Raw genomic sequence first — 24,389 nt, 5'->3', positions numbered from 1 at the left:
AAAATGCAAAAGACACTAATCGTGATCGGGGCTGGATTGGAATCCATTCCAGTACTGCAAAGAGCAAATGAAATGGGGCTGCATGTGGTGGCAGTTGATGCCAACCCGCAGGCTCCCGGATTCGCTCACGCCCATGAATCGGTCATAGGTTGTGTCTACACCCCGGAAATAACGGTTGCCGCCCTGACCGAATGGTCACGACAGGGCGGCAAACCGCATGGGGTCATCTGTGCTGCGGTGGATGCACCGGGAACTGTGGCGGCAGTGGCTGATCATTTCCGGCTAACAGCGGTCAGCGCGGAAACAGCCCGTCTGGCTACAGATAAAAAAGCCATGAAGGACCGTTTCTCGGAAATGGGCATCCCCATCCCGTGGTATCAGGAAATTTTCAGCGCCGGTGAACTATCCCGGATTCTGGATGAATGCCGGGAAACACTGGTCATCAAGCCTGTGGACAGCCGTGGGGCACGCGGGGTGCTGCGTCTTGTTTATGGATCGGCAGATATGCCTGATCCCGCATGGGCATTTGAATGCGCAAAAATAGAATCCCCGACAGGTCGGGTCATGGTCGAGAAACACCTCGACGGCCCGCAGATCAGCACTGAGGGATTTGTGGTCAACGGTCAGACTTTCTGTCCCGGCTTCTCGGACCGCAACTATGAATTTCTGGACCGCTTCGCACCCAACATCATTGAGAACGGCGGAGACCTGCCCTCTTTTCTGGATCAGGATACGCAACAAGCGGTAAAAGATCTTTCCGGCAAAGCGGCGATAGCTCTCGGCATTGAAAATTCCATGTTCAAAGGCGACATGGTTGTGCATAACGGCAAGCCCTATGTAATTGAAATGGCTGCCCGTCTTTCCGGTGGTTACTTCTGCTCACATGAAATTCCATGGAATACCGGGGTGGATTTCACCGGCACGGCCATAAGACTGGCCCTTGGCGAAAGACCAGATCCCGAAGCTATGACCCCGTCCTTCCAAAAAGGGGTAGCGCAGCGTTACCTTTTCCCAAAGCCTGGAAAAGTAGTTGCTATTGAGGGTGTGGAAACAGCACTGGTCATGTACGGAATATGCATGGTGGAAATCCGCACAGCTGTCGGCGAAACGATTGCCCCCGCAACCAGCCATCCCGCACGCGCCGGAGTGGTCATGGCAAAAGCCGAAACCCGCGAAAAAGCCATTAAACAGGTAGAAGCGGCAGTCGCTGCCATTAAAATCATCACCTCGTAGTTGATATGAAAATTTTTGCCATATTCCACCTCAACCTCATGTTCTCTTCCATTCCCGAAGAGAGCCGCCCGGAGGTTATCAAACGCTGCTATTGGCCGCTCTTGAAGCTGGTCGAAAAAGGCTATCCTCTGGGTATTGAGGCTTCGGGAATCACCCTTGAAATCATCCGCGATATAGATCCTCTGTGGATTAAAAATTTCAAAGCCCTGCTGCGCTCCGGCAAAGCCGAATTCATCGGCAGCGGCTACGGGCAGATCATCGGCCCACTTGTTCCTTCGGCATTGAACAGGGCCAACCTTGCGTTAGGCAGAACAACCGGGGAGCAAATTCTTGAAACGATCCCCCAAATTGCCTTGATCAATGAACAGGCATGGTCGGCAGGAATGGCAGACCATTATCTTGATGCCGGATACAGTGCTATTTTCATGGATTACGACAACCCCGCCCGTTACGCAGACTGGGATGAGCATATCCAGCATTTCCCTCAGCGGGCCAAGGGAACCAACGGCGAATCCATCCCCGTAATCTGGAGCCGTTCCATGGTCTTCCAGAAATTGCAGCGATTCGCTCACCGGGAGCTAGAACTGGATGAATACCTCAGTTATGTGGAAGATCTCGGAACTGGAGAGGGCTGGTTGCCCATCTACGGCAATGATGCTGAGATTTTTGATTTCCGCCCCCGCCGTTACAAAAATGAAGCCGTGCAGGAAGCGGAAAGTGAGTGGAAACTGATTGAACAGGTATTTGAAATCCTGCTGAAACGCGGGCATGAATTCCAGCTTCCCAGCACAGTACTAAACGGGCTGGAGCACAAATATGGCGGCAAGGAACTTGAACTGAGCTGTGCCAGCCAACCCATCCCGGTCAAAAAACAAAGCAAATACAATATCACCCGCTGGGCCCTCAGTGGGCGCGACGATTTTCAGCTAAATTCACTTTGCCGTGCTGTCTGCCATAAGCTTGAAAAGGATTTCCCTCTCTGCGCTGAAAATGAAGACAAGTGGCGAGATCTCTGTTTCTGCTGGTCCAGTGACCTGCGTACCCACATCACCGGAAAACGCTACAATGAATCCCTGACAAAACTGGAACAGCTGGCCTTTGAAACCAAGACAGCAGTCCGCGAACCATATTTTCAAGTCTCCGGAACTCCTGCCCGCAATCATGGACGCATGCTCAGCTTGAAAAGTGAATACGCAAACGTGACCCTGAATACCGCCAAGGGTCTGGCTGTACAGGAAGCATCATTCCTCTCACACGATAACATTCCCGCATTCGGGACGCTTGGGCATGGTTACTTTGAAGAAATCGACCTAGGTGCGGATTTTTTTTCCGGTCATATCATCATGGAAGGTCCGGGGATTCCAAAAGACACCGATCTAGCCAGGATCACGCCGCTTATTTCCGAAAGCGATGAATTCATCACCGCAGCCTGCTCCATCGACCTATATCAAGGCATGCTCGACAAAGCTGTGCGCATCCACAAGCACAAGGAACAGATAGATATTTTATACCGCTTTGCGCTGGCTTGCAGACCTCCGGGATTTGCCCGTATCGGGCATGTGACCCTGCTCACCGCAGATATGGACCCGGCCAGACTTTTCTATTGCAGCAGCAACGGGGGGCGTGAAGAACACTTCCACCTGAACGGGCAGACCTTTGACCATAGTGATAACATTTCATTTGCTGTCTCAGCTTCACAAGGGCTGGGCATGACTGATTCAAAAATAGTGCTGGGCGGAGCTGAACGGGCCTTGGAAATCAGTCCCATATACCCGGAACATGGTTTCATCGGCATGATCAAATGCAGACAGGCTACGCCTTCGCCTTTTGTGCGGGTATTCTTCTCCATGCAGGAAATGGACGAGACCAGCACGCGAGGATGCGGCCCGGATCCAAAATTTAATTTCAGCACCGGATTCAGCATAAAACCACGGTCCGGAGAATAGAATGGTAAAAAGACGGCCCAAACTTTCTGTCTCAATTATCGACACCACGAGAATAACCCCGGAGGAATGGGACGGTTATCAATCCTTCCCGACCATTACCGATGTGGACGGAGAACTGCTTGTAGGCTTTCGCAGAGCGGTAAACATCAGCGAAGACCTGCGCCAGAGAATGGACCACGGTATGGCAGGAGACATCTACACCACCCGTTCCAAAGATGGCGGCCAGACCTTTGATCGACCGCAACTAATCATCAGCCACGCGGAAAACCAGACAAACGAGCACGATGCCCTTGTTACTCATCTGGGTAATGACAAGGTGCTGCTCATTACGCGCACCCATAGTTCAGAACTGCGCCGCAACTATTTCTCCCTGAGCACGGACGGCGGCAAAACCTTTCCTGACCGTCAGCCACTGGACCTACCCGGAGGGGAATGGGCCTCATTCGGACACTTCATTCCAGCTCTGGATGATGAACACACATTCATCGGAACATTTTACAACGGTCCGGGCTGCGGAACCTTCCGCCTTAATCCTGAAAACGGCAAAATTTCCGAACAGTCATACATCTACGAATATTTCCCGGAATACAGGCTAAATGAAACATCCATCGCCCGCCTGCCTTCAGGCCGAATTTTAGCTTTGATGCGTCAGGCCCCTTGCATGGACGGATTATTCAAAGCCCATTCCGATGATGACGGCAAGACATGGTCCAGCCCTGAACCTATCGGAATTTACGGAGAAGCACCTTCCATCAAGCTCTTGCCGGACGGACGGGTGCTGGCAATCTACCGGGGCATGATCCGCAAAAACAAAAGATGTCGCGTAGCCCTGACCGTCTCCGAAGACGGTGGCGAAACATGGAGCCATCCTCAAACATTAGCATGGTACAAAGGTGGCAGATTTCACGGCGGTTACGGTGATTTGGCCGTTAACAAAAAAGGGCAGGTTATTGCCGTCTACTATATTTCGCGCAAGCATGAAGGGCCTGTTGTGGAACGGATGGTGCTTGGGGTATGAATTATCAAGAATTGATATTGAAGAGCCTTCTTTTCTTACGTATTGTTACCCGGTAATTTAAATTAGCAAGCCAAGATCAAGGATTAAGATAGAATGCATTTCATCATTACAGCCCCAACAAAAGCATACATCCCGGAACCACGTATAAGAGAATTACTGGAGTATAGCGGAGGAGCAATGCTGACTGTGGCTGCCGCCCAGATCTCTGCCCGTTCGGTAGCCATGCTGGAAAAAGTTGCAGCAGAAACTGGCCGTCTGAACCTTATTCTATCTGAAGATCGCAATTCAACTCCTTGTATTGAAGCAGCTCTTAAAGAAGCTAAAGCTTCAAAAGACGAACTGACTCTAATCATTGATGCTCGCACCAGTTTTGCAGATGAAGCCGTGCCCACTGCTATTAAAATCATGGAGGACGATGAGACCTGTGGGTTTGCCGTTCCAAGCACAGCTAAATCAGCACTAGAAATGGTTTTGAATATGCTTCAAGACCCACACTATCCACCACTAATAATCTTACGCAACAAACTACTCAAATCCAGCAATGAACTCAGAGAGAATCTACACTTTTTTGCTCTGCCGGAAATTCTTTTACAACTTTCCGTATCTGCTCCTCCAGCCGCCCTACCGCCGGAAATAATAACCTCGACACCGGAGCACCGCCAAAATCCTGATGATGAACAGCGAGCCATGGATGAAGAAAATTCCATTCTGGAAGAATATCAAAGACTCTTCTTCAGCCGCTCTTTCAACTGGATTCCAATCAAAGAAATCACATCAGAGCTCTCTTTGCGTATCAACAAAGTTGTCGATCTTTTCGAGCAATTGAAAGGCGGAAGAATTGAATCCATAGAGGAGTATGACCGCAGTCTGTTCCGCTACTCACTGCTGGCTATTTACTCCGGAGAAGTGGACAGTGCCCGCCAGATGCTGGATACGAGTTTCAGTGTTGTCGGTGAACGCCCAGCCCTGATGCGTATTTACAAACAGCTTGTAATGAACTTCCCTATTGAAAAGGGACCTATTGACGGACCTGAAAAAGTAAGCATTGTCATCCCGCTTTTCAATCAGGGGCACTACCTTGAAGAGGCCGTACGTTCAGTGCTCAACCAGACTTACACTAACTGGGAAATATGCATCATCAATGACGGCTCCACGGACAACTCTTATGAAGTAGCCAAAGAACTGATTGAAAGAATCAACGATAATCGTATTCGGTTACTAACTCAGGAAAACCGAGGCAAAGGAGCCACTCGTAACCGGGGACTTAACGAAACTGACGGCGAATTTGTAACCACCCTTGATTCGGATGACATGATTACCCCAGACTATCTGGCTTCAGCAGTAAGGATGATGAGGAAAAACCCAAGAGTCGGTTGGGTTACCCCAAAGACACTTGTCTTTGGAAAAGACAACCACATCGCTTGGGGCGAAGAATTCAATTTTCTAGAAACAATCCGGGCATGTCCATCTCCCAGCTCTTCCATTGTCCGGCGATCAGCTCTTGAAGAAGTCGGTTTGTTCCGGGAAGATCTGACCGACCGGGAAGATGCAGAATTCTGGCTGCGTTTTATTGAAAAGGGCTGGACATCAGTTACGACCAAAGAACCTCTTTTCCTCTATAGGCATGCTTGTCGCCGTCCCGGAATCACTAATATTTTCAATATGTCCAGCAAGGAGGAAATCACATCTCTGCATCCTTGGTGGTTCAGGCAGGATCTAACACCGGAATTAAAAGAAAGAGCTTTCATGGAGTACCCTGTCTACCGCTTTTCCGACTGGTTTATAAACTGGGAGAACGTAAAAAAAGCTGTAAAATCTTTCGATGATCGCGACAAATATCTTGAAGTAATTGAAGAAATAAAATCTAAACACCCAGCAATGGAGAAACCTTCCCGTTGGCAAAGCGATAACGACGACAGCTATCTGGATGCCCGAGAAAAGCTTTTCGGGGTAAGGTCACAAAAAACTGATTAAAACGGACAGTATCGGAGACAAGTAATCTGTTAACCGTTGTCAAACTAGCTATCTTGGTACATACGACCGTATAAATCTTCCATACGCTCTATATCATCCTCGCCGAGATAACTTCCTGTCTGGACCTCGATCAACTCAAGATCGACCTTGCCGGGATTATGCAAACGGTGCACGGAACACAGAGGGATATAGGTAGACTGGTCTTCGGTAAGGACCATCTCTTCATCATCTCGAGTGACCACGGCCGTTCCTTTGACCACAACCCAATGCTCAGCCCTGTGGTAATGTTTTTGTAATGACAAAGTCTGCCCCGGAAAGACAATAATCCGTTTAACCTGATATCTATCACCCTTACCTATGGACTCGTAGTTGCCCCACGGTCGATAAACCTTTGTATGAGATTCATACTCATTGCGACCATCTTTCTTCAATCGGCTGAAAATTTTCTTAACATCCTGTACCTTGTCCAGACGAGACACAAGCACCGCGTCTTTAGATTCAACCACCGCAATATTATCAAGTCCGACTCCCGCAACAAGCCGTTCCGATGAGTGCATGTAACAATTGGTTGAATCCTCCAGCATAACATCACCGATGCTGACATTAGAACTTTCGTCCTTATCCCGAACCTCATAAAGAGAAGACCATGATCCAACATCACTCCAGCCGCAATCAAGAGGCACCACGATACCCTTAGAAGTCTTTTCCATCACTGCGTAGTCGATAGAATCTTCCGGGCAACGGGCAAAAGAGTCTTTATCCAACCGCAAGAAATCAAGGTCTTCATGTGCCTTATCAATTGCCCCTTTGCAGCAGCGAACCATTTCCGGCTCAAATTTATCCAACTCTTTTAAGTAAGTTTCAGCCTTAAACAAAAACATGCCGCTGTTCCAGTAATAATTCCCCGAAGCAACATACTCTTCAGCCCGCGCAAGATCCGGTTTTTCCACAAAGCTGTCGATGAAAAATCCTTCCCCGGAACTATCCGGCACACCCGCATCACGCTTGATGTATCCATATCCTGTTTCCGGCTTATCCGGGACAATTCCGAAGGTAACCAACCCGGAATTTTCAGTGAACCCTGAGGCCATAGAAAGACAAGCCAAAAAAGATTCCACATTCTGGACATAGTGATCAGCTGGCAAGAGTAAAACATCAGGATTTCCACCTGACTGCAAGGCTAATAGAGAACCGATGGCCGCAGCAGGAGCGGTGCTCCGGCCCACAGGTTCCAAAACGATAGATTCCGGTTCCACTCCGATGGCCTGCAATTGAGAGGCAATGATAAACCTGTATTTTTCATTAGTAACCACAACGGGACGTCCCATTTCCGGGAGACGCATGACCCGGCGCACGGTCTCTTGAAGCAAGGAATATTCGCTGCCCAGAACAGGCATTAACTGTTTAGGAAAATTCTTTCTGGAAAGTGGCCACAACCGGGACCCTGTCCCTCCTGCCAAAATAACTGGAATCATACCCTCTCCCTTTTAGCCCGCTCTGGATAAAAATCTTGGTAAAAAAATGACATTCAGCACTCAACAGCATGGAACAATGCTATATTTATACCAAAATCATTTTCATCACCTGACTACTACAAAAAAAGGATTTTGCCTAGGAAAGGCCTATAATTAGCTGTCATAGATTGACTTGTCCTCTTCCGGGAAATAGTCTGACGGCAGCATTCGAATTCATGTTAAAAAAGGTAGCCACGTTTTGCCCAACAACGCAAATTACAGCCCCCCCCTCTTCATAGCCGAAGTATCCAGCAACCACAGCTGCAACCTTGAACGTTGCTATGAATTCATCGACACTGCCGCGCGCATCGGCTGCGGGGCAGTCAAGTTCCAGCTTTTCAAAATCAAGGAACTTTTCGCCCCGGATATTCTTGCCCAGAGCGCCGAACATTGTAATCGTAAGCGCTGGGAACTGCCTGAAGACTTTGTGCCGCTCATAGCAGATCGCTGCCGGGAGCATGGGATTCTTTTTTCCTGCACTCCATTTTATCTTGATGCAGTCGATATTCTGACGCCGCATGTGGACTTCTTTAAAATAGCATCTTACGAGCTTCTCTGGACCGATCTGCTTAAAAAATGTGCATCTAGCGGTAAACCGGTAGTTCTTTCCACCGGGATGGCTGATATGAATGAAATCGAGGAAGCGGTACTAACTTTACACGAAGCAGGATGTGTTGACCTGACCCTGCTGCACTGTGTATCCGGCTATCCTGCCCCTGTGGAACAGGCCAATCTTGCTGCCATGCAGACCATGAAAGATAAATTCAATTGCAAAATCGGCTGGTCTGACCATACAGTGAGTGAAGCTGTCATCCAGCGGGCAATTCATAGGTATGACGCACAGATGATTGAGCTACATCTTGATCTTGATGAAGCTGGTGAAGAATATAGATTCGGACATTGCTGGCTACCGGATCAGGTAAAACGGATGATCAAAAGCATTCAAAATGGCTTTGCTGCTGACGGTGACGGGATTAAGAAACCAGTTGAAGCTGAGTTGCCGGACCGTGAATGGCGGGCTGATCCTGTGGACGGGCTTCGCCCTTTGAAATCAATAAGAAAAAAATGGAAAGCAGACTAAATGGTCAATGCAGACAGTAAAATAAAAAATATTTCAGAACTTGCTAGAATCGCGAAGAAACTGCGCGAAAACGGCAAACGGATAGTGCTCTGCCACGGAGTTTTCGATTTGCTACACATCGGACACATCCGTTATTTCAATCAGGCCAAAAGCCATGGGGATGTCTTAATAGTCACCCTAACCCCTGACCATTATGTAGACAAAGGCCCGGATCGTCCTGCATTCACCGAAATCCTGCGTGCTGAAGCATTGGCCTCACTTGGTGAGACTGATTACGTGGCCATCAATGAATGGCCTACTGCCGAAGAGACCTTGCGTGCCATCCGCCCGCACGTTTATGCCAAGGGGGATGAATTCAAGGACATCGATAACGATCCGCTGGGCAAGATAGGTAAGGAAGCTGACGTAGTCCGCGAGATCGGGGCAGAATTGATCTTCACCTCAGACATCGTCTACAGCTCATCCAACCTGATCAACCGCTACCTTAACCGCAACAGCGAAGAATTGGACGAATATCTGAAAATGTTCCGCAAGCGCTACCAGTTGGACGAAGTCCTAGATCATCTTGAACGCATGCAGAATCTCAAGGTACTCATCATCGGGGACACCATCCTTGATGAATACCAAATCGCCTCCACACTGGGTAAATCATCCAAGGACCCCATCCTTGCCCTTAAATACCAGTCCCGCGAACTCTATGCCGGGGGCGCGCTGGCTGTAGCCAATCACGTTGCCAACTTTGCCGGGAAAGTGACCCTTTTGACCATACTCGGTGAGAACGAACGCTACGAAGATTTCATCCGTAAAAAGCTGGACTCAAAAGTTAGGCCCCATTTTTTTACTCGCCCCAAAGGTCCAACCACTCTTAAACGCAGGTTCATTGACAGCTATTCCCTGAACAAAGTCATGGAAATATACGTCATGGACGACAGTCCGCTACCGGAGCATGTGGAACAGGAAATCTGCTCTGAATTGGACAAGATCATTTCCGAATACGATCTCGTGCTGGCTGCGGACTTCGGGCACGGCCTGATCAGTCCCGCTGTTGTGGACATGCTGGTAAAAAAAGCTCCCTATCTTGCGGTAAATACGCAGGCCAATGCCGGAAACCGTGGATTCAACACCATAGGCAAATATTCGCAGATGGACTTTTTCTCACTTGCTGAACACGAGCTGCGATTGGAAACGCGCGACCAGATCAACGAACTGCGGCCCCTGCTCATTGAAACCGGATACCGCCTGAAAACCCAAATGTGTCTGGTGACCCAAGGCAGCAGAGGCTGTTCGCTTTACAATCCGACAAGTGAATTTGTACGCATCCCCTCCTTCCTGTCCAATGTTGTGGATCGTGTCGGAGCCGGAGACGCTTTGTTTTCCATTGCAGCAATGTCCGCCTGTATGGGATTACATGAGGAACTAGTCGGTTTTCTCGGAAATATTGCCGGATCACTGGCAGTGCAGATCATGGGAAATGACCGGGCCATAGATAAGCAATCCATGCGTAAATACATAACCGCAACCATGAAATAAAATGAGCAGCAAATACAATCAATTCGACCGCAGTAGGTTGACCGTTCTTCCTCTAGAAAAACGCAAAAGCCTGATTGATACAGGGATTATTAAAACGGTTCAGCCCTGTTCCAAATTTCACCCGTCTCTTGAAGATATAGCCAAAGAATTAACCATAGCGCGGGATAAAAACAGTGCCCGCGTGCTTATGATCGGGGCACATGTGATTCGCTCCGGTGTTCAACGTTACCTTTTCAAACTAATGGAAAAAGAGCTGATCAGCTGCATTGCGGTCAACGGAGCATGCGCCATCCACGATTTTGAATTCGCCCTCCTTGGGCAGACCACGGAATGCGTTGCAACCTACATTTCCAACGGTCAATTCGGCCTCTGGCAGGAGACCGGACAGCTCAATGAGATAGTTTCTAAAGGTAACACGCAGGGGCTTGGATTCGGTGAAGCTGTTGGCAAATACATCTGTGAAAACAAACTGCCTCACGCTGATATCAGCCTTTTTGCCAAAGCTTACGAATTGGGAATCCCTGTAACTGTGCATGCCGGAATCGGCTACGACATCATCCACGAGCATCCGAATTGTGACGGGGCAGCCATAGGTGAGGCCAGCTATCGAGATTTTCTGATTTTTGCCGCGCAGCTTGAACAACTTGAAAACGGGGTAGTCATGAATTTCGGCAGTGCCATTATGGCACCGGAGATTTACCTCAAGGCTCTGGCAATGGTTCGCAATGCCGCGCCAAGACCTATCCGTAACTTCACAACATTAGTATGTGATTTGCATGACCTACCCGAACAGGTTGGCAGCGAAGCTCCCAAAAGCGATGCCCAGTACTATTTCAGACCTTGGAAAACCATGCTGGTACGTACTGTAGCTGACGGGGGTAAGAGTTATTATGTCCGGGGATTTCATGACCAGACCATCCCCCAGCTCTATACTGCTGCCATAAAACTTTAAGCACCGGAAAGAAGCTTTGTGGAATAAACACACGGAAAAATTACAGAACTGCCTTAGTTCCATAGAAGTAAGCGGAATCGATTGCTGTAAAGACGGTTGCGATGAAGCTTTCTCCGTCTGGAAGGAGATGACCGAAAGACTGCGTCAGCAGGGTAAGATTATCTATCTCATCGGCAACGGGGCCAGCGCATCCATGGCCAGTCATTTTTCCGCTGACCTTGCAAAAAATGCCCATGTGCACACGCAGGTTTTTACCGATCTGGCACTTATTACCGCCCTTGCCAACGATATTTCATATGATCAGGTCTTTGTGGAACCGCTGAAGCGCAGGCTGACTCCGGATGACATGCTGGTGGCAATCAGCAGTTCCGGCAACTCGCCCAATGTGCTCAAGGCCTGTAACTTTGCTGCTCAAACCGGAGCATCGGTAGTTACCCTCAGTGCCATGTCTGCGGAGAACAGCCTACGCTCCATAGGCGATATAAATTTTTGGCTGCCTGCCGAGACCTACGGCATGGCAGAAACCGGGCATTCCTGCATTCTCCATTATTGGATGGATTCAGTTTCCATTCCTGCCCCGTAAGGTTTTTCATGAGTGATAATTTACGCATAGATTCCCATAAGCTGCATCTGCACCCAAACCGTGTTGCCAAATGGCTTGCTGGCGAGAACATCGGCCCGATTTTCATGGAGGTCAGTCCCAGCGTGGCCTGTAACCACCGCTGCCGCTTCTGCGGATACGATTTCATGAATTACGTACCCAAGTATCTGGACCTTGAAATTTACCGCCAGCGCATCCCCGGCATCGCTGCAACCGGAGTAAAAAGCATCATGTTTTCCGGCGAAGGCGAACCGTTCATGAATTGTAATTTCGCTGAAATATGTACCGCCACCCTTGATGCTGGAATTGATGTGGGCATAACTACTAACGGCACGCTCATGAACCCCGAAAAATTGCGTCCCATCCTTGACCGGATTTCATGGATCAAAGTCAGCTGCAATGGAATAAGCCCCGGTTCATACGACTCTGTGCAACGTGGACCTAAAGGCGATTTCCAAAGAGTCATGCAGAATCTAGATGATGCCGTTGCCATGCGCAGAGAGCTTAGTTCAAACTGCACCCTCGGATTGCAAAGCCTGCTCTTGCCGGAAAATGCGCACGAGATGAAAGCAATAGCCCTACGCTGCCGCGAAATGGGACTGGATTACATGGTGATCAAACCTTATTCCCAGCATCCGCAGGGGATTACTAAGGAATTTGATGGTCTCACCTACGATGAATTCAAAGAATTAGGACGGGAGTTGCGCAAAATTTCCACAGATTCTTTCAATGTCATTTTCCGCGAAAAAACCATGGACCGTTTGCAGGATCAGGAGCGTGGATATGAACGTTGTCACGCTCTGCCTTTCTGGTCATACATGGACGTGGATATGAATATCTGGGGCTGCGGAATCTACATCGGCGATGAACGTTTTCATTATGGAAATCTTGCCGAACAGAGTTTTGAAGAGCTTTGGGCCGGAGAAAAACGCATGAACTCACTCAAGTGGTGTAATTCTCAGCTTGATCCGTCATCCTGCCGCGTTAACTGCCGTATGGACAAGATTAACGCTTATCTCTGGGAACTAAAAAATCCCGGTGCTCATGTAAATTTTATTTAAGTTGATGCGCTTCGCGCTTTTGTAATCCCCAGTTGGAAATTACTTATGCTAATTGGAATCGACCTTGATAATACCATTATCCGCTATGACAATTCCTTGTATGGAATTGCCGTGGAACGTGGTTTTATTCCAAAGGATACTCCCAGAATAAAAAGAGTTATTCGTGATAAAGTCCGTTCAGCGTATGGTGATATTGAATGGCAGAAATTGCAGATAGCCATTTACGGGACTCACATGAGTCGCGCGGAATTGATGCCCGGAGTCTGGAATTTTCTGGAAGGACTAAAGGAACGCGAAATCAAATTCCAGATTATCAGCCACAAAACCCGTTACCCAAATTACGGAGAAAGCAAAGTTGATCTGCGCGCGGCGGCAATAGAATTCCTGCGTCAGCATAATTTTTTCTCCGAGTCCGGTTTAGGACTGACTGCGGATGATGTTTTCTTCCTGCCTACGCGAGCAGATAAAATCGCGACCATTAATAGATTGCAATGTTTCCTCTTTATTGACGATCTCAAAGAACTCTATCTCGAGCCGGATTTCCCACAGCAGACCGCTAAGATACTTCTCTCTTCAGAACAAAACCTCGATATTTCCGGCGTGATCGTACTGCCGGATTTTGCCCAGATCAGCGATTTCGTATTTAAGGGATAGAGAATGGAAAATTCTGATCCCAAAAAACTTATCCAACGTCTGACTGATGAGACTCCGCTTAAAGCGGAACACATCCGCGCCGGACGTAACAGCAGGGTTTACCGCGTTGATTGTAAGTCCGGCAGGTGCCTGCTGGCTAAGTTCTACCTCCAGCCTACTGCAGATGGTCGCAGCAGACTTAAACAGGAATGGACCGCTCTGAATTTCATGACCGGATCAGGAATAACTAATATTCCTCGCCCGCTGAAATTTGATGAATCCGTTCAAGGGGCAATTTATTCTTTCATCTCGGGAAATCCTGTCAAAGAGACTACGGTTAAAGACATTGACGAAGTCGTATCATTTCTAGCCAAGCTTAAAGACATTTCCAGACTTCCAGCCGCGATAGAATTGCCCCGCGCTGCCGAAGCTTGTTTCTCACCTGCTGAACTGGTGGAAAGCATCAGACAAAGACTTAAAAAGCTACAAGCCCTCCCCGCAAAAGACGAAGTCTACCAAAGCATGCATTCTTTCCTTGAAAACAAATTTCGGCCAGCACTTGAAGAATGCAGCGGCAATGCAAAACAACATTTCCCAGCTGAATTGTGGACCGCTCCGCTCGCCCAGCGAAATAGAACGCTCAGCCCGTCCGACTTTGGTTTTCACAATGCGTTACGCACTGAAAAAGGACTCGCCTTTGTAGATTTTGAATATTTCGGCTGGGATGATCCGGTTAAAGCAACCTCGGATTTCCTGCTTCATCCGGCTATGGATTTAAGTGCGCAACAGATGGCAGCTTTCTTCGCGGGCATGAAAAATATTTTTAAAAGCGATGAGAATTTCGTTCTTCGCTTCAAAAGCTACCTGCCCCTGTTTCGCCTGAAGTGGTCTATGATTCTGCTTAATGAGTTCATTAACCACCACCTTGAACGGCGGAAATTTGCCAGTGGAGAGGTTGGCGAACATAAAACCTTGCGCTCACAACAACTTGATAAGGCCGAAAATTTCCTTAATAAAGATCAACAGATACTAACCGTACTGAATTTACGAAATTAATACAGCGGAGATAATTTTGGACCAGCGTTCTAAACAACTCAGAAAGAAAATTGTGGATGTGCTTCACCATGCCGGACGCGGTCATATAGGCCCATCCATGTCCTTGGTGGAAATGTTGCGCGTACTTTATGATTCGGTTTTAGAATATGACCCCACCGACCCGCAATCACCACAACGGGACCGCTTCATCCTCAGCAAAGGACACGGCTGCCTTGCCCTCTATGTTCTGCTGGCTGAGAAAGGTTTTATAAGTGAGGAAGAACTGTTCAGCTTCTGCTCCTTTGACGGATTGGTGGGAGGACATCCCACTACCAAGACACCGGGAGTGGAATTCGCCACCGGAAGCCTTGGGCACGGATTATCACTTGCAGTGGGAGTTGCAGCCGCGCTTAAAATCGACAAATCGAAAAGCCGTGTATTCACAGTGCTCGGTGACGGGGAATGCGGTGAAGGATCTGTCTGGGAAGCAGCCACGAGCGCAGCCCGCCAGAAACTCGGCAACCTTACCGCCATTGTGGATTACAACAAGCTGCAATCTTATGGTCCCACTGAAGATATTTCCGGACTGGAACCTTTTGCCGATAAATGGAAAGCTTTCGGCTTTGCAGTGCGCGAGGTTGACGGACATGACGTTGAAGCACTTGAACAGGCTTTCGCAGACCTGCCCTTTGACGCAGACAAACCTTCGGCCATCATCTGCCATACGGTCAAAGGAAAGGGTATCCCTTTTGCCGAGGGCAATCCCAACTGGCATCACAAAACAAAAATGTCTGACGAAGACCATGCCCGGATGATCAAAAGCATCGAGGATTACCATGCGTAAAGCTTGTCTGGAACAGGTATATCAACTGGCAAAAAAAGATGAACGGGTTGTCTTTGTGGGTTCCGACCTTGGAGCGGGCACTCTTTCCCATTTCCAAGAGGAGATGCCGGAACGTTTTTTCATGGAAGGTATTGCCGAAGCTCACGCCGTGGGCATGGCTTGCGGTATGGCCCATGAGGGCAAAGTTGTCTACGTCAACACCATCCAGAGTTTCCTGACCCGGCGCTGCTACGAGCAATTGCTGCTTGATGCCTGCCTGCATAATTTGAATGTGCGCTTTATCGGCAACGGCGGAGGACTGGTCTATGCCCCGCTCGGCACCACCCACTGGGCCACTGAAGATATTTCCATCCTGCGGGTTATGCCCAACCTGACAGTACTTTCCCCGGCGGACGCTGAAGAAATGGACCGTCTCATGCCGCACACCTTGAATCACCAAGGACCTATCTTTATCCGGCTGGCTAAGGGTTACGACCCCATTGTCACCGAAGAGGATTCTTTCAAAATAGGTAAAGCCTATCCCTACCGCGAAGGCGGGGACATGCTGCTTATCGGTTGCGGAGTAATGCTGGGCATTATGAAACAGGCCGGAGAACTGCTGGAGAAGGCTGGAATCGAAGCCTCAATCCTACACCTTCCGACTATCAAACCGCTGGACACCGAAGCAATTATTTCACGGGCACGGAAAACACGGGCGGTCATCACTGTGGAAGAAAACACCACGCTCGGCGGTCTCGGCAGCGCAATAGCAGAAATCCTCGCTGAAGCCTGCCTGCCCAATCCTCTGCGCATGAAACGGATAGGATTGCCGGACTCATTCAGCGAAAACTACGGCTCACAACTCCAGCACTTCGCGCACAACGGGCTGACTGCCGAGAATATCGTTAACGAAGCCCGCAAACTGCTAACTTAAAAACCAGCCGGACATAGCGGCGAAGCCATAATAAAAGGTTTTGGGATTTTTAAACCCTTTTGCAAAAGGGTTTAAGCCGCCGGGGGCAAAATTAAATGATCAGACTATCACCACACATGGCCCACAACCTGAAGAAGGACCCTAAGCGACTGGCATTCGTGCTGGCCCGTTACTCCTTTGCCGCCCAGATGACAGCAGACTGCGGGAGCATTCTCGAACTGGGCTGTAGCGAGGGAATTGGCGCTGCTATGCTGCACGGCGGAACGAAACAGTATCTCGGTATGGACCTCGACACCCCGGCTATTGAAGCAGCCCGGAACAATTTTGCCAGTGATAAGGTTTGTTTTAAAAATGAAAATTTCCTGAACATGGATGAAGGCAAATTTGAAGCAGTGGTCAGCCTTGATGTTGTCGAGCATATTTCTAAAGGCGCAGACGAAGATGCCTTTTTCAAAACGATACACGACAACATCACCGAGAACGGAGTCTGCGTCATCGGCACCCCGAACATTACCAGCACCCCATACGCATCCCCGGAAAGTATGCGCGGTCATGTGAATATGTTCGATGCGATGAGGTTAAAATCAACTTTGGAAAACTACTTTAAAAACGTATTCATTTTTTCCATGAACGATGAAATGGTCCACACCGGATTTCATTCCATGGCTCATTATCTGTTCGCTGTGGGCTGCAACAAAATAACCTAGAAATAACCATGACAAATTCTAATAAAAATCCAGAAAAAATATGGGCCGATATGATCAATGAATTTGGGAATGATCATGGTCCGCTGACTCCGAAACTGGCCCAAGCTTTTACCCATGATCCCTTCGGATTGATGGAGCAATGTTCTTGGTTCAAGTTTGCTGGAAAAATGGTAGGTAAAAAAGAAAGGGTTCTGGTCTATGACCATCTGGAAGGAATGGGAGGATGGACCGTGGCCTGTGAAACAGGTCCGGTGGTGGCTGTTCTCGACTCCTCTGATCCGTTGGATGAGATACGCGCTGCGTGGCCGGATGAAAAAATCATATTTGAAAAACACGATGAGATACTGCGTTCTGCTGCTAACGAATTTGAAGGTCTGATCCGCTTTGATGCCGGTGGAGAAATGACCGAAGCGCAATGGGAAAGGTTTATCGCAGACAGCGCAAATATGCTACGAGATGGGGGTGTGTTGATAGCCGGGGGAAAAAGTGAAAAAGAGTTCACTTTTATAAAGAAAGTTGCCGGAAAATATTTCAACCACGTTTTTACTTTCGGCAAAGGTCAGCAACATCCACTGATCACACCGGCAAACGCAACCATCATTCTGGCCTGCTAAGAGGATCTTTCATGGGAAAATTGCTCAATCTGGTTACCCCGCTGCATACCTCCAGCAATCGCGAATACCTGCCGCGCATGGTCGACAGTAAAGTCGAATGCATGCTTAAAGCGAAGGAATACGAATTCGATTACTGGGATGGTGAACGCCGCTATGGTTACGGCGGTTATCGTTATCTGGAAGATTACTGGACTCCGGTAGCCAAAGCTCTAATTGAGACCTACGGCCTTGAAAAAGGAGCGCGTATTCTGGATGTGGGCTGCGGAAAGGCTTTCCTGCTCTATGAACTGTACAGGCTGGGTATGGAAGTGCATGGATTTGATATTTCCTGTCACGGACTCGAAGGAGCAAAAGAGGAAATCAGAGAGAATCTGTTTATCCAGCGAGCCGAAGAACCTTTCCCATACACTGACAACAAATTCGATCTGGTCATTTCCATCAATTCCCTGCACAACCTGCCCATCTTCAATCTCAAAAAAGCACTGGGCGAGATAGAGCGTGTAGGGCGAAATAAATATCTTTGTGTGGAAAGCTACCGCAATGAACAGGAATTGTTTAACCTCCAATGCTGGGCCCTGACCTGTGAATCTTTTTTCAGTAAAGATGAATGGGGATGGATATTCAAAGAATTCAATTACTCCGGCGACTACGAATTAATCTACTTCGAATAAATGGGAGAAACTATGCAACTCTATACCAACCTGAAAATTTTTCACTATCAAGACAAGCTTGACTCCCTGCCACAGGAATCTAACACCATCGAAGCTCCTATTCATATTCGAATAAAGCCCACCAATGCATGCAATCACAACTGTTCCTACTGCGCATACCTTAACAAGGATCTGCAATTGGGGCAGGATATGTCCATTGCAGACCGCATCCCTGCGCAAAAGATGGAAGAGATTGTGTCAGATTGCATTGAAATGGGTGTTAAAGCAGTAACTTTCAGCGGCGGCGGGGAACCGCTTTGTTATCCGCAACTGGCAACAACTGCCCGCAATCTGGCCGAAGGCGGAGTCAGCATCGCCACTCTGACCAACGGCGCTCTACTGCATGGTGAAGTAGCTGAAGTATTTTCCTCTCTGGGTACATGGATCAGGATTTCCATGGACGGCTGGGACGGTCCCAGTTACGCCCGCTTTCGCTCCGTGGGGGGGGATGAATTTTCCAAGATCATGACCAACATTAAAAATTTCAAAAAGCTGAACGGAAAATGCTTTCTGGGAGTGAGCTACGTAATCAACCGCGACAATGCAGACCACGTTTTTGAAATGGGCCAAAAGCTTAAAGATGCGGGAGTAGACAGTATCAAGTTTTCCGGCTGTGTTGTCAGTAATGACGGTCATGAGAATAACCGCTACCACGCGCCGGTTTTCGGACGGATAAAAGAACAAACCCAGCGAGCTAAAGCGGAACTGCAATCAGATGGTTTCGAGGTATTTGACGCCTACCATGAGCTGGATGAAAAGTTCGACAAACAATACACATGGTGTCCCAACCTTCAAATACAGCCCGTTATCGCTGCTGACCAACGGGTCTACACCTGCCACGATAAAGCTTACAACCTTGATGCCGGAGTCTTGGGTTCCATTAAAGACCAAAGTTTCAAAGACTTCTGGTTTAGCAACCAGGACAAATTCTATGAGATTAACCCGATACGGCACTGCCAACACCACTGCGTGGCTAACAGGACCAATAAACTCATCCATGAGTACCTCAATGTAAACCCTGACCACCTGCCATTTGTCTAAACGGTATAAGCCATGAAAATTCTGGTAATTGGTGACGGTGCGCTGGGCACAGCAATCGCACAGCAGGCAGGAAAATGCGGTCACGAAATATTTCAGACCTCGCGCAAGAATCAACAACTCATCCCGTTTGATCTAAAAAATGAACATAAGTTCACTAATCTTCCAGAAGCTGATTGGGCTGTAATTTCTGCCGGAATTTCCGGCTACAAAGAATGTGCTGAAAATCCAGAATCACGCTTGGTAAACGTGAACCGCACAATCAAACTTTGCCGTTTTTTGCTTAATCGCGGAACTAAAATTCTATTTCCTTCCAGCACAGCGGTCTTTGACGGACAGGCAGCATTTCCAGAACCGGATGCTCCCACCTGTCCCAATACAGAATATGGACGACAGAAAATGGAGGTTGAAGAGTTCCTGCACCAATACCCGGACCAGACTGCCATAGTACGCCTGACTAAACTCATCGAACGCAATACACCGCTCATTGCCGGCTGGCTGGAAAAGCTCGCCATCGAACAGGAAATCACCCCATTCAAGGACCTGAGCATCGCCCCGATTCTTTTTGAGGATGCAGCCTTTGCCTGCTGTAAGATAATGGGAAAAGGTGGCAATGGCATTTTCCATTGCTCCGGGCCTCAGGAAATCAGCTATCTTGAATTCGGACGAATGCTCTGTGAACGATCCGGCTTCAATCCCGAACTTGTCAAAGCTGCCAGTTGCAAAGGGATCATTGACTACCGCACGCCGCATTGCGGTCTTGGTTCCAAAGCAACCGAAGAAATGATCCAGTTTAAATTTCCCGATCCAAAGCAGGTTGTTGAGAGATTGGTACTACCCCGCAATAATCGGCATTAGTCACGGGAATAAAAAAGACCTGCTCTTATCCAAAAGCAGGTCTTAATGTTAATAAATACCACAGGCCGAAAGCTACTTGCGGCCCTTCTTTCCTCCACTGCCGCCGGCACGGACAAGGACAGGGCTGCCGTGGCGATGACGATGGCGATGTTTACGCTTAACCACCAGCGGCAAAAATAATAGAGTGCCGATCGCACCGAAAAGAGCAAGTCTGGCTAAAGTGCTCATGCCGATTCCTCCGCAGTTTCTTCAACTTCTTTGGCAACGAGAGCATTCCCTTTTTCCCGGGCCTGCTCAACCAGCGATTTGACATCACCCTTGATGCCTTCATACTGTTTGACGGTCCAATCCTTAGCCTTCAATCCCGCTTTGACAGTGCAGACAGCTGCCGGACGAACTTTTTCAGACTTTAAAGCATATCCGGCCAAAATTCCGGCCGTGGCACCGGCTGCGAAAATTACTATTCTTCCAAGAGCCATAATGACCTCCTATGTTTTCACTGTTAGAGCTTAATTTATACCTCTCATAATTACAGTGCAAAGCCTGAAGGCAAATATCACTCTCAATTTTTATCCTGCTTCCGGTCAGCCCAATTCTGCCGGACCGCGGCTATAAAATTATCCACCGCCGGGAAGCCATTTGTGCTTCTGTAAATCAAAGACATCTCAATTACCGGAAAATCTCCGCTCAACCTTTTAAATACAACACCTTGCGGTTTTATGCGGGCCATGCTTTCCGGCACAATACCGATTCCCATATTAGCAGCCACAAGAGCTACTGTCGCACTCTTGCGGGTTGCCTCCTGCACCACATCGGGAACAAATCCGGCTTCGGAAAACACTCTCATCCATTCGTCATATAATCTGGGCTGTCCTTCACGCGGAAAAAAAATGAACTGTTCACCTGCCAATTCCGAAACATCCACCGCTGCCCTGTCAGCGAGTGGATGACCATCCGGCACTACCAGCGCATAAGATTCGCGGTGGAACAATTCGCGTTCAAGGTCTGAAACATCATGCCGAAACAAACGGACAATTCCGGCATCAATATCACCGCTTCTGATGGCCTTGAGCTGATCGGTGGTAAACATTTCCCGCAGATCCAGCCGCACAGAGGGATACTGCCCTTTGAAATCACGAATAATCTCAGTGAGCGTAGTCTCAAGAGCAGGCCCTATATACCCCAGAGTAAATTGACCGCCCTCTCCGGTTGCAGCATCAAGTAAATTTGACTTTGCCCGACCGATGGCCCTCATGATTCCGGGAGCATCTCTAAGCAATGAAACTCCTGCAGCAGTCAAGGCAACCGAACGCTTATTGCGCTGGAAAAGTTTAACCCCGAGTTCATCCTCAAACTTCTTAATCTGCTGACTTAAGGGGGGTTGCGAAATAAAGAGCCGCTTGGCAGCACGTCCGAAATGCAGTTCTTCTGCCACCGCCAGAAAATATTTAAGCTGTCGTGTTTCCATTAGTAATACCTAACAGATATTACTCTGACTCTAAAGATATATTCGACATATTTATTAGGTAGTCATAATTATCACTCATCCACCAACACCAAATAACCGGAGATAATTATGTCTGTAAAAATGACCATGAAAACACTCGGCAATAGTGACATCAAAATTTCACCTATCGGCCTCGGTTGCATGGGACTGAGTGAATTCTACGGAAAGCCCGCATCTGAAAAGCAGGGCTGCGCACTAATCAACCATGCCCTTGATCAGGGAGTAAATTTCTTTGATACCGCCGACATGTACGGCGATGGGCACAATGAAAAACTGTTGGCAAAAGCCCTGCAAGGACGCCGGGAAGAAGCCGTGATTGCCACCAAGTTCGGCATTGTGCGCGAGAACGGCGAGTACGCCCGGACCATCAGCGGCAAGCCTGAATATGTGCGCAAAGCCTGCCACGAAAGCCTGCGCCGTCTGGAAACGGATTACATAGACCTTTACTATATCCATAGGGTGGACACAGATACTCCCATTGAAGAGACCATCGGAGAAATGTCCAGACTTGTGGCAGAAGGTAAAATCAAGGCCATCGGTATCTCTGAAGCTTCCGCAGAAACCCTTCGTCGTGCTCATGCGGTCCACCCGATTTCCGCTCTGCAATCAGAATACTCCATGCTTACCCGCGGCCCTGAAACAGAAATACTGGACCTGACCCGCGAACTGGGCATCAGCTTTGTTCCATACAGCCCCATCTGCCGAGGGCTACTCAGCAACTGGAAGCCGTCCGAGGACAAAACTGATTTCAGGAACATGCTGCCCCGATTTCAAGGTGAAGCATATAATAGCAACAAAGCCATCGCCGATGCCCTAGCCCGGATAGCTGAGGAAAAAGGCTGCTCGCTGGCCCAGCTCTCGCTGGCATGGGTCTGCGCACAGGCAGACAACATCATTCCTATTCCGGGAACCACTAAGATCAAAAACCTTGATTCCAACATCGGGGCCACACAAGTCAACCTGAGCAATGACGACCTTGCAGCCATTGAAACAATCCTCAATACCAGCACAGTCCAAGGAAACCGCTATACTGATGAAGGCATGAAAGGAGTAAACGTATAAGACAGTCCCCCCTTCCTGTTATTATCTCAGGAAGGGGGGCCTATGTGGAATCACAACTCTGTTCAATTCTGTACTCATCAGACAGGGCATGGTATGGTAGATCAGCTGCATTAGTGCATGTTCTGATTTTTAAACATACCGGATAAAATTTAATGCCAAAACGTAGAGATAAACATCCACACATTGCCCTGCTTATCGCAACTGTATATGCGCTATTCGGGTTTTTCTGGATTTTATTCTCAGATAAGCTGCTGCTCCTTCTCGTTCGCGACACAGACCTGATCAATAAAATGCAGACTTTCAAGGGATGGTTCTATGTCTTGATCAGTGCTGCAATAATATACCTTCTGGTAAACAAATATGACCGTTCCGTGCAAAAGAGCCAGCAGGACTACATTAGACTACTCGAAAATATTGCCGACCCCATTTATCTGGCAAACTCCTCCGGCCGAATAATGGACGTTAATGAATCTGCTCTGACAACACTTGGATACAGCAGATATGAATTCAAAGAACTTACAGTGGCAGATCTCGACCCTAATGTTGACCTTGAAGACTGGAGCAAAACAGTTATCAATAGCCCGCTTGATCAACGCTTTGCATTGGAAAGCAGACACAAGCGCAAGGACGGAACGTGCTTTCCGGTTGAAGTGGTCGCTTGTGTTTTTGAAGATAATGGGCAAATCTTCTACCTTGGGGTGGCACGGGATATATCCCATAGAATTCAGACACTTGAACTACTTGTTGAAAATGAGAAGATGAGTTCTTTGGGTGCAATGGCTGCCGGCATAGCCCATGAAATCAATAATCCGCTCTCGGCGATACTTGGTGCATGCCAAAATGTAACCAACCGTATTTTTAACGACACCCCGAAAAATCTGCATATTGCCAAAGAATGCAATGCTGACTTGGAGTCCATGCGGGAATATATGCGCAAAAGAGACATATTGCGTATGATAGGCACCATCTCTGATGCCGGTAAACGCGCTTCTCAAATAGTTTCAAGTATGCTTAATTTCAGCCGTGGCGGTTCAAAGAAAATGCATACCTGCCAGACCACGGCATTAATAGATGAGAGCATTGACCTGATCAGGTCTGATTTCAGTTTCAGCAGCAATACCAAATTCAACCAGATAAAAATCTCAAAAGACTATCCTGAACAACCGTTATCCGTATGCTGCATCCGAAGTGAAATACAGCAGGTATTAATGAATCTGATAAAAAATGCATGTGAAGCCATGACAGAGAAGGAATACCATGCCGAAGATTTCCCGCAACTGCAGCTACGGGTCAAAAACGGCAAGCATCTGGTTTTCATCGAGGTAGAGGACAACGGACCGGGAATTCCGCAAGACAGGCTGAAAAAAGTTTTCGAACCTTTCTACACATCCAAAGATGTAGGAAAGGGGACAGGGCTGGGATTATCAATATCTTATTTTATCATTACAGAGCAGCACAAAGGAAGAATGGAAGTACAAAGCACCTTAGACAAGGGAACAAAGTTCATTATCACCCTGCCGGAAGGCAGTTGCGATTGCTGCAATATACAATAAAAAAA

General features: G+C 48.2%; 24 protein-coding genes. 20 read left to right on the top strand and 4 right to left on the bottom strand.

The annotated features are described in order from the left end of the window. The first annotated feature begins 3 nt into the window (after positions 1-3). The 4 genes from DESAL_RS02865 (at position 4) to DESAL_RS19580 (ending at position 6,171) form a co-directional block, all read left to right on the top strand. The gene (locus tag DESAL_RS02865) at positions 4-1,233 is read left to right on the top strand and encodes a phosphoribosylglycinamide synthetase (protein ID WP_015850456.1); all 1,230 of its coding nucleotides are present in this window, start codon (positions 4-6) and stop codon (positions 1,231-1,233) included. A gap of 5 nt (positions 1,234-1,238) precedes the next feature. Next, on the top strand, positions 1,239-3,179 hold the full coding sequence (locus DESAL_RS02860; RefSeq protein ID WP_015850455.1) for a glycoside hydrolase: 1,941 nt from the start codon (positions 1,239-1,241) through the stop codon (positions 3,177-3,179). A 1-nt stretch (position 3,180) separates the two neighbouring features. Continuing rightward, on the top strand, positions 3,181-4,197 hold the full coding sequence (locus DESAL_RS02855; RefSeq protein WP_015850454.1) for a sialidase family protein: 1,017 nt from the start codon (positions 3,181-3,183) through the stop codon (positions 4,195-4,197). 93 nt (positions 4,198-4,290) lie between these two features. Next, positions 4,291-6,171: a glycosyltransferase family 2 protein gene (locus DESAL_RS19580; protein WP_049760002.1), complete on the top strand. Its 1,881-nt coding sequence runs from the start codon at positions 4,291-4,293 to the stop codon at positions 6,169-6,171. A gap of 44 nt (positions 6,172-6,215) precedes the next feature. Here DESAL_RS19580 and DESAL_RS02845 read toward each other — a convergent pair whose 3' ends face one another. Continuing rightward, positions 6,216-7,646: a mannose-1-phosphate guanylyltransferase/mannose-6-phosphate isomerase gene (locus DESAL_RS02845; protein WP_015850452.1), complete on the bottom strand. Its 1,431-nt coding sequence runs from the start codon at positions 7,644-7,646 to the stop codon at positions 6,216-6,218. 238 nt (positions 7,647-7,884) lie between these two features. Between DESAL_RS02845 and DESAL_RS02840 the strand changes: the two genes are divergently transcribed. From DESAL_RS02840 to DESAL_RS02775, 14 genes are all read left to right on the top strand, one after another. Further along, positions 7,885-8,766 carry an N-acetylneuraminate synthase family protein gene (locus DESAL_RS02840; RefSeq protein WP_015850451.1) on the top strand — a complete coding sequence of 294 codons (882 nt, stop codon included), beginning with the start codon at positions 7,885-7,887 and terminating at the stop codon, positions 8,764-8,766. Further along, the gene (locus tag DESAL_RS02835; protein WP_015850450.1) at positions 8,767-10,296 is read left to right on the top strand and encodes a PfkB family carbohydrate kinase; all 1,530 of its coding nucleotides are present in this window, start codon (positions 8,767-8,769) and stop codon (positions 10,294-10,296) included. A 1-nt stretch (position 10,297) separates the two neighbouring features. Beyond that, positions 10,298-11,248, top strand: coding sequence for a GSU2086 family protein (locus DESAL_RS02830; RefSeq protein WP_015850449.1), 951 nt, complete (start codon positions 10,298-10,300; stop codon positions 11,246-11,248). Positions 11,249-11,264: 16 nt separating this feature from the next. Further along, complete coding sequence (locus DESAL_RS02825) at positions 11,265-11,831, top strand: SIS domain-containing protein (protein WP_041721605.1); 567 nt, start codon at positions 11,265-11,267, stop codon at positions 11,829-11,831. Between the two features lie 8 nt (positions 11,832-11,839). Continuing rightward, positions 11,840-12,910: a radical SAM protein gene (locus tag DESAL_RS02820; protein WP_015850448.1), complete on the top strand. Its 1,071-nt coding sequence runs from the start codon at positions 11,840-11,842 to the stop codon at positions 12,908-12,910. Between the two features lie 45 nt (positions 12,911-12,955). After that, on the top strand, positions 12,956-13,564 hold the full coding sequence (locus tag DESAL_RS02815) for an HAD family hydrolase (protein ID WP_015850447.1): 609 nt from the start codon (positions 12,956-12,958) through the stop codon (positions 13,562-13,564). Between the two features lie 3 nt (positions 13,565-13,567). Further along, on the top strand, positions 13,568-14,599 hold the full coding sequence (locus DESAL_RS02810; protein WP_015850446.1) for a phosphotransferase: 1,032 nt from the start codon (positions 13,568-13,570) through the stop codon (positions 14,597-14,599). Between the two features lie 16 nt (positions 14,600-14,615). Beyond that, a complete protein-coding gene (locus DESAL_RS02805) occupies positions 14,616-15,422 on the top strand; it encodes a transketolase (protein WP_015850445.1) in 807 nt (268 codons plus the stop codon). Next, positions 15,415-16,335 carry a transketolase family protein gene (locus DESAL_RS02800; protein ID WP_015850444.1) on the top strand — a complete coding sequence of 307 codons (921 nt, stop codon included), beginning with the start codon at positions 15,415-15,417 and terminating at the stop codon, positions 16,333-16,335. The genes DESAL_RS02805 and DESAL_RS02800 overlap by 8 nt, the downstream gene beginning before the upstream one ends. A 95-nt stretch (positions 16,336-16,430) precedes the next feature. Beyond that, positions 16,431-17,042: a class I SAM-dependent methyltransferase gene (locus DESAL_RS02795; RefSeq protein ID WP_015850443.1), complete on the top strand. Its 612-nt coding sequence runs from the start codon at positions 16,431-16,433 to the stop codon at positions 17,040-17,042. A 50-nt stretch (positions 17,043-17,092) separates the two neighbouring features. Then, positions 17,093-17,656, top strand: a complete 564-nt coding sequence (locus DESAL_RS02790) for a hypothetical protein (protein WP_245543778.1) — start codon at positions 17,093-17,095, stop codon at positions 17,654-17,656. An 11-nt stretch (positions 17,657-17,667) separates the two neighbouring features. Then, entirely contained in the window at positions 17,668-18,327 is a 660-nt protein-coding gene (locus tag DESAL_RS02785) for a class I SAM-dependent methyltransferase (protein ID WP_015850441.1), read from the top strand. Positions 18,328-18,339: 12 nt separating this feature from the next. Further along, entirely contained in the window at positions 18,340-19,407 is a 1,068-nt protein-coding gene (locus tag DESAL_RS02780) for a radical SAM/SPASM domain-containing protein (RefSeq protein WP_015850440.1), read from the top strand. A 12-nt stretch (positions 19,408-19,419) separates the two neighbouring features. Further along, positions 19,420-20,262 carry a sugar nucleotide-binding protein gene (locus DESAL_RS02775; protein ID WP_015850439.1) on the top strand — a complete coding sequence of 281 codons (843 nt, stop codon included), beginning with the start codon at positions 19,420-19,422 and terminating at the stop codon, positions 20,260-20,262. A gap of 72 nt (positions 20,263-20,334) precedes the next feature. On the opposite strand, the gene DESAL_RS20170 is transcribed toward DESAL_RS02775, so the two are convergent. The 3 genes from DESAL_RS20170 to DESAL_RS02765 form a co-directional block, all read right to left on the bottom strand. Next, the gene (locus DESAL_RS20170) at positions 20,335-20,490 is read right to left on the bottom strand and encodes a hypothetical protein (RefSeq protein ID WP_015850438.1); all 156 of its coding nucleotides are present in this window, start codon (positions 20,488-20,490) and stop codon (positions 20,335-20,337) included. Beyond that, positions 20,487-20,741, bottom strand: a complete 255-nt coding sequence (locus DESAL_RS02770; protein ID WP_015850437.1) for a hypothetical protein — start codon at positions 20,739-20,741, stop codon at positions 20,487-20,489. Before DESAL_RS02770 ends, DESAL_RS20170 begins: the two co-directional genes overlap by 4 nt. Positions 20,742-20,824: 83 nt before the next feature. Further along, positions 20,825-21,730 (bottom strand): LysR family transcriptional regulator, encoded by a 906-nt coding sequence (locus DESAL_RS02765; protein WP_015850436.1) that lies wholly within the window; start codon positions 21,728-21,730, stop codon positions 20,825-20,827. A 108-nt stretch (positions 21,731-21,838) separates the two neighbouring features. Here DESAL_RS02765 and DESAL_RS02760 point away from each other — a divergent pair, with 108 nt between their 5' ends. Both DESAL_RS02760 and DESAL_RS19575 read left to right on the top strand, forming a co-directional pair. After that, positions 21,839-22,831: an aldo/keto reductase gene (locus tag DESAL_RS02760; RefSeq protein ID WP_015850435.1), complete on the top strand. Its 993-nt coding sequence runs from the start codon at positions 21,839-21,841 to the stop codon at positions 22,829-22,831. A gap of 152 nt (positions 22,832-22,983) precedes the next feature. Beyond that, the gene (locus DESAL_RS19575) at positions 22,984-24,384 is read left to right on the top strand and encodes a two-component system sensor histidine kinase NtrB (protein ID WP_015850434.1); all 1,401 of its coding nucleotides are present in this window, start codon (positions 22,984-22,986) and stop codon (positions 24,382-24,384) included. Positions 24,385-24,389: the final 5 nt, after the last annotated feature.

Source organism: Maridesulfovibrio salexigens DSM 2638, assembly GCF_000023445.1.
GTDB classification, from domain to species: Bacteria; Desulfobacterota; Desulfovibrionia; order Desulfovibrionales; family Desulfovibrionaceae; genus Maridesulfovibrio; species Maridesulfovibrio salexigens.
The sequence above is the reverse complement of the archived record's forward strand: the minus strand, read 5'-3'. Positions and strand labels throughout refer to the sequence as shown.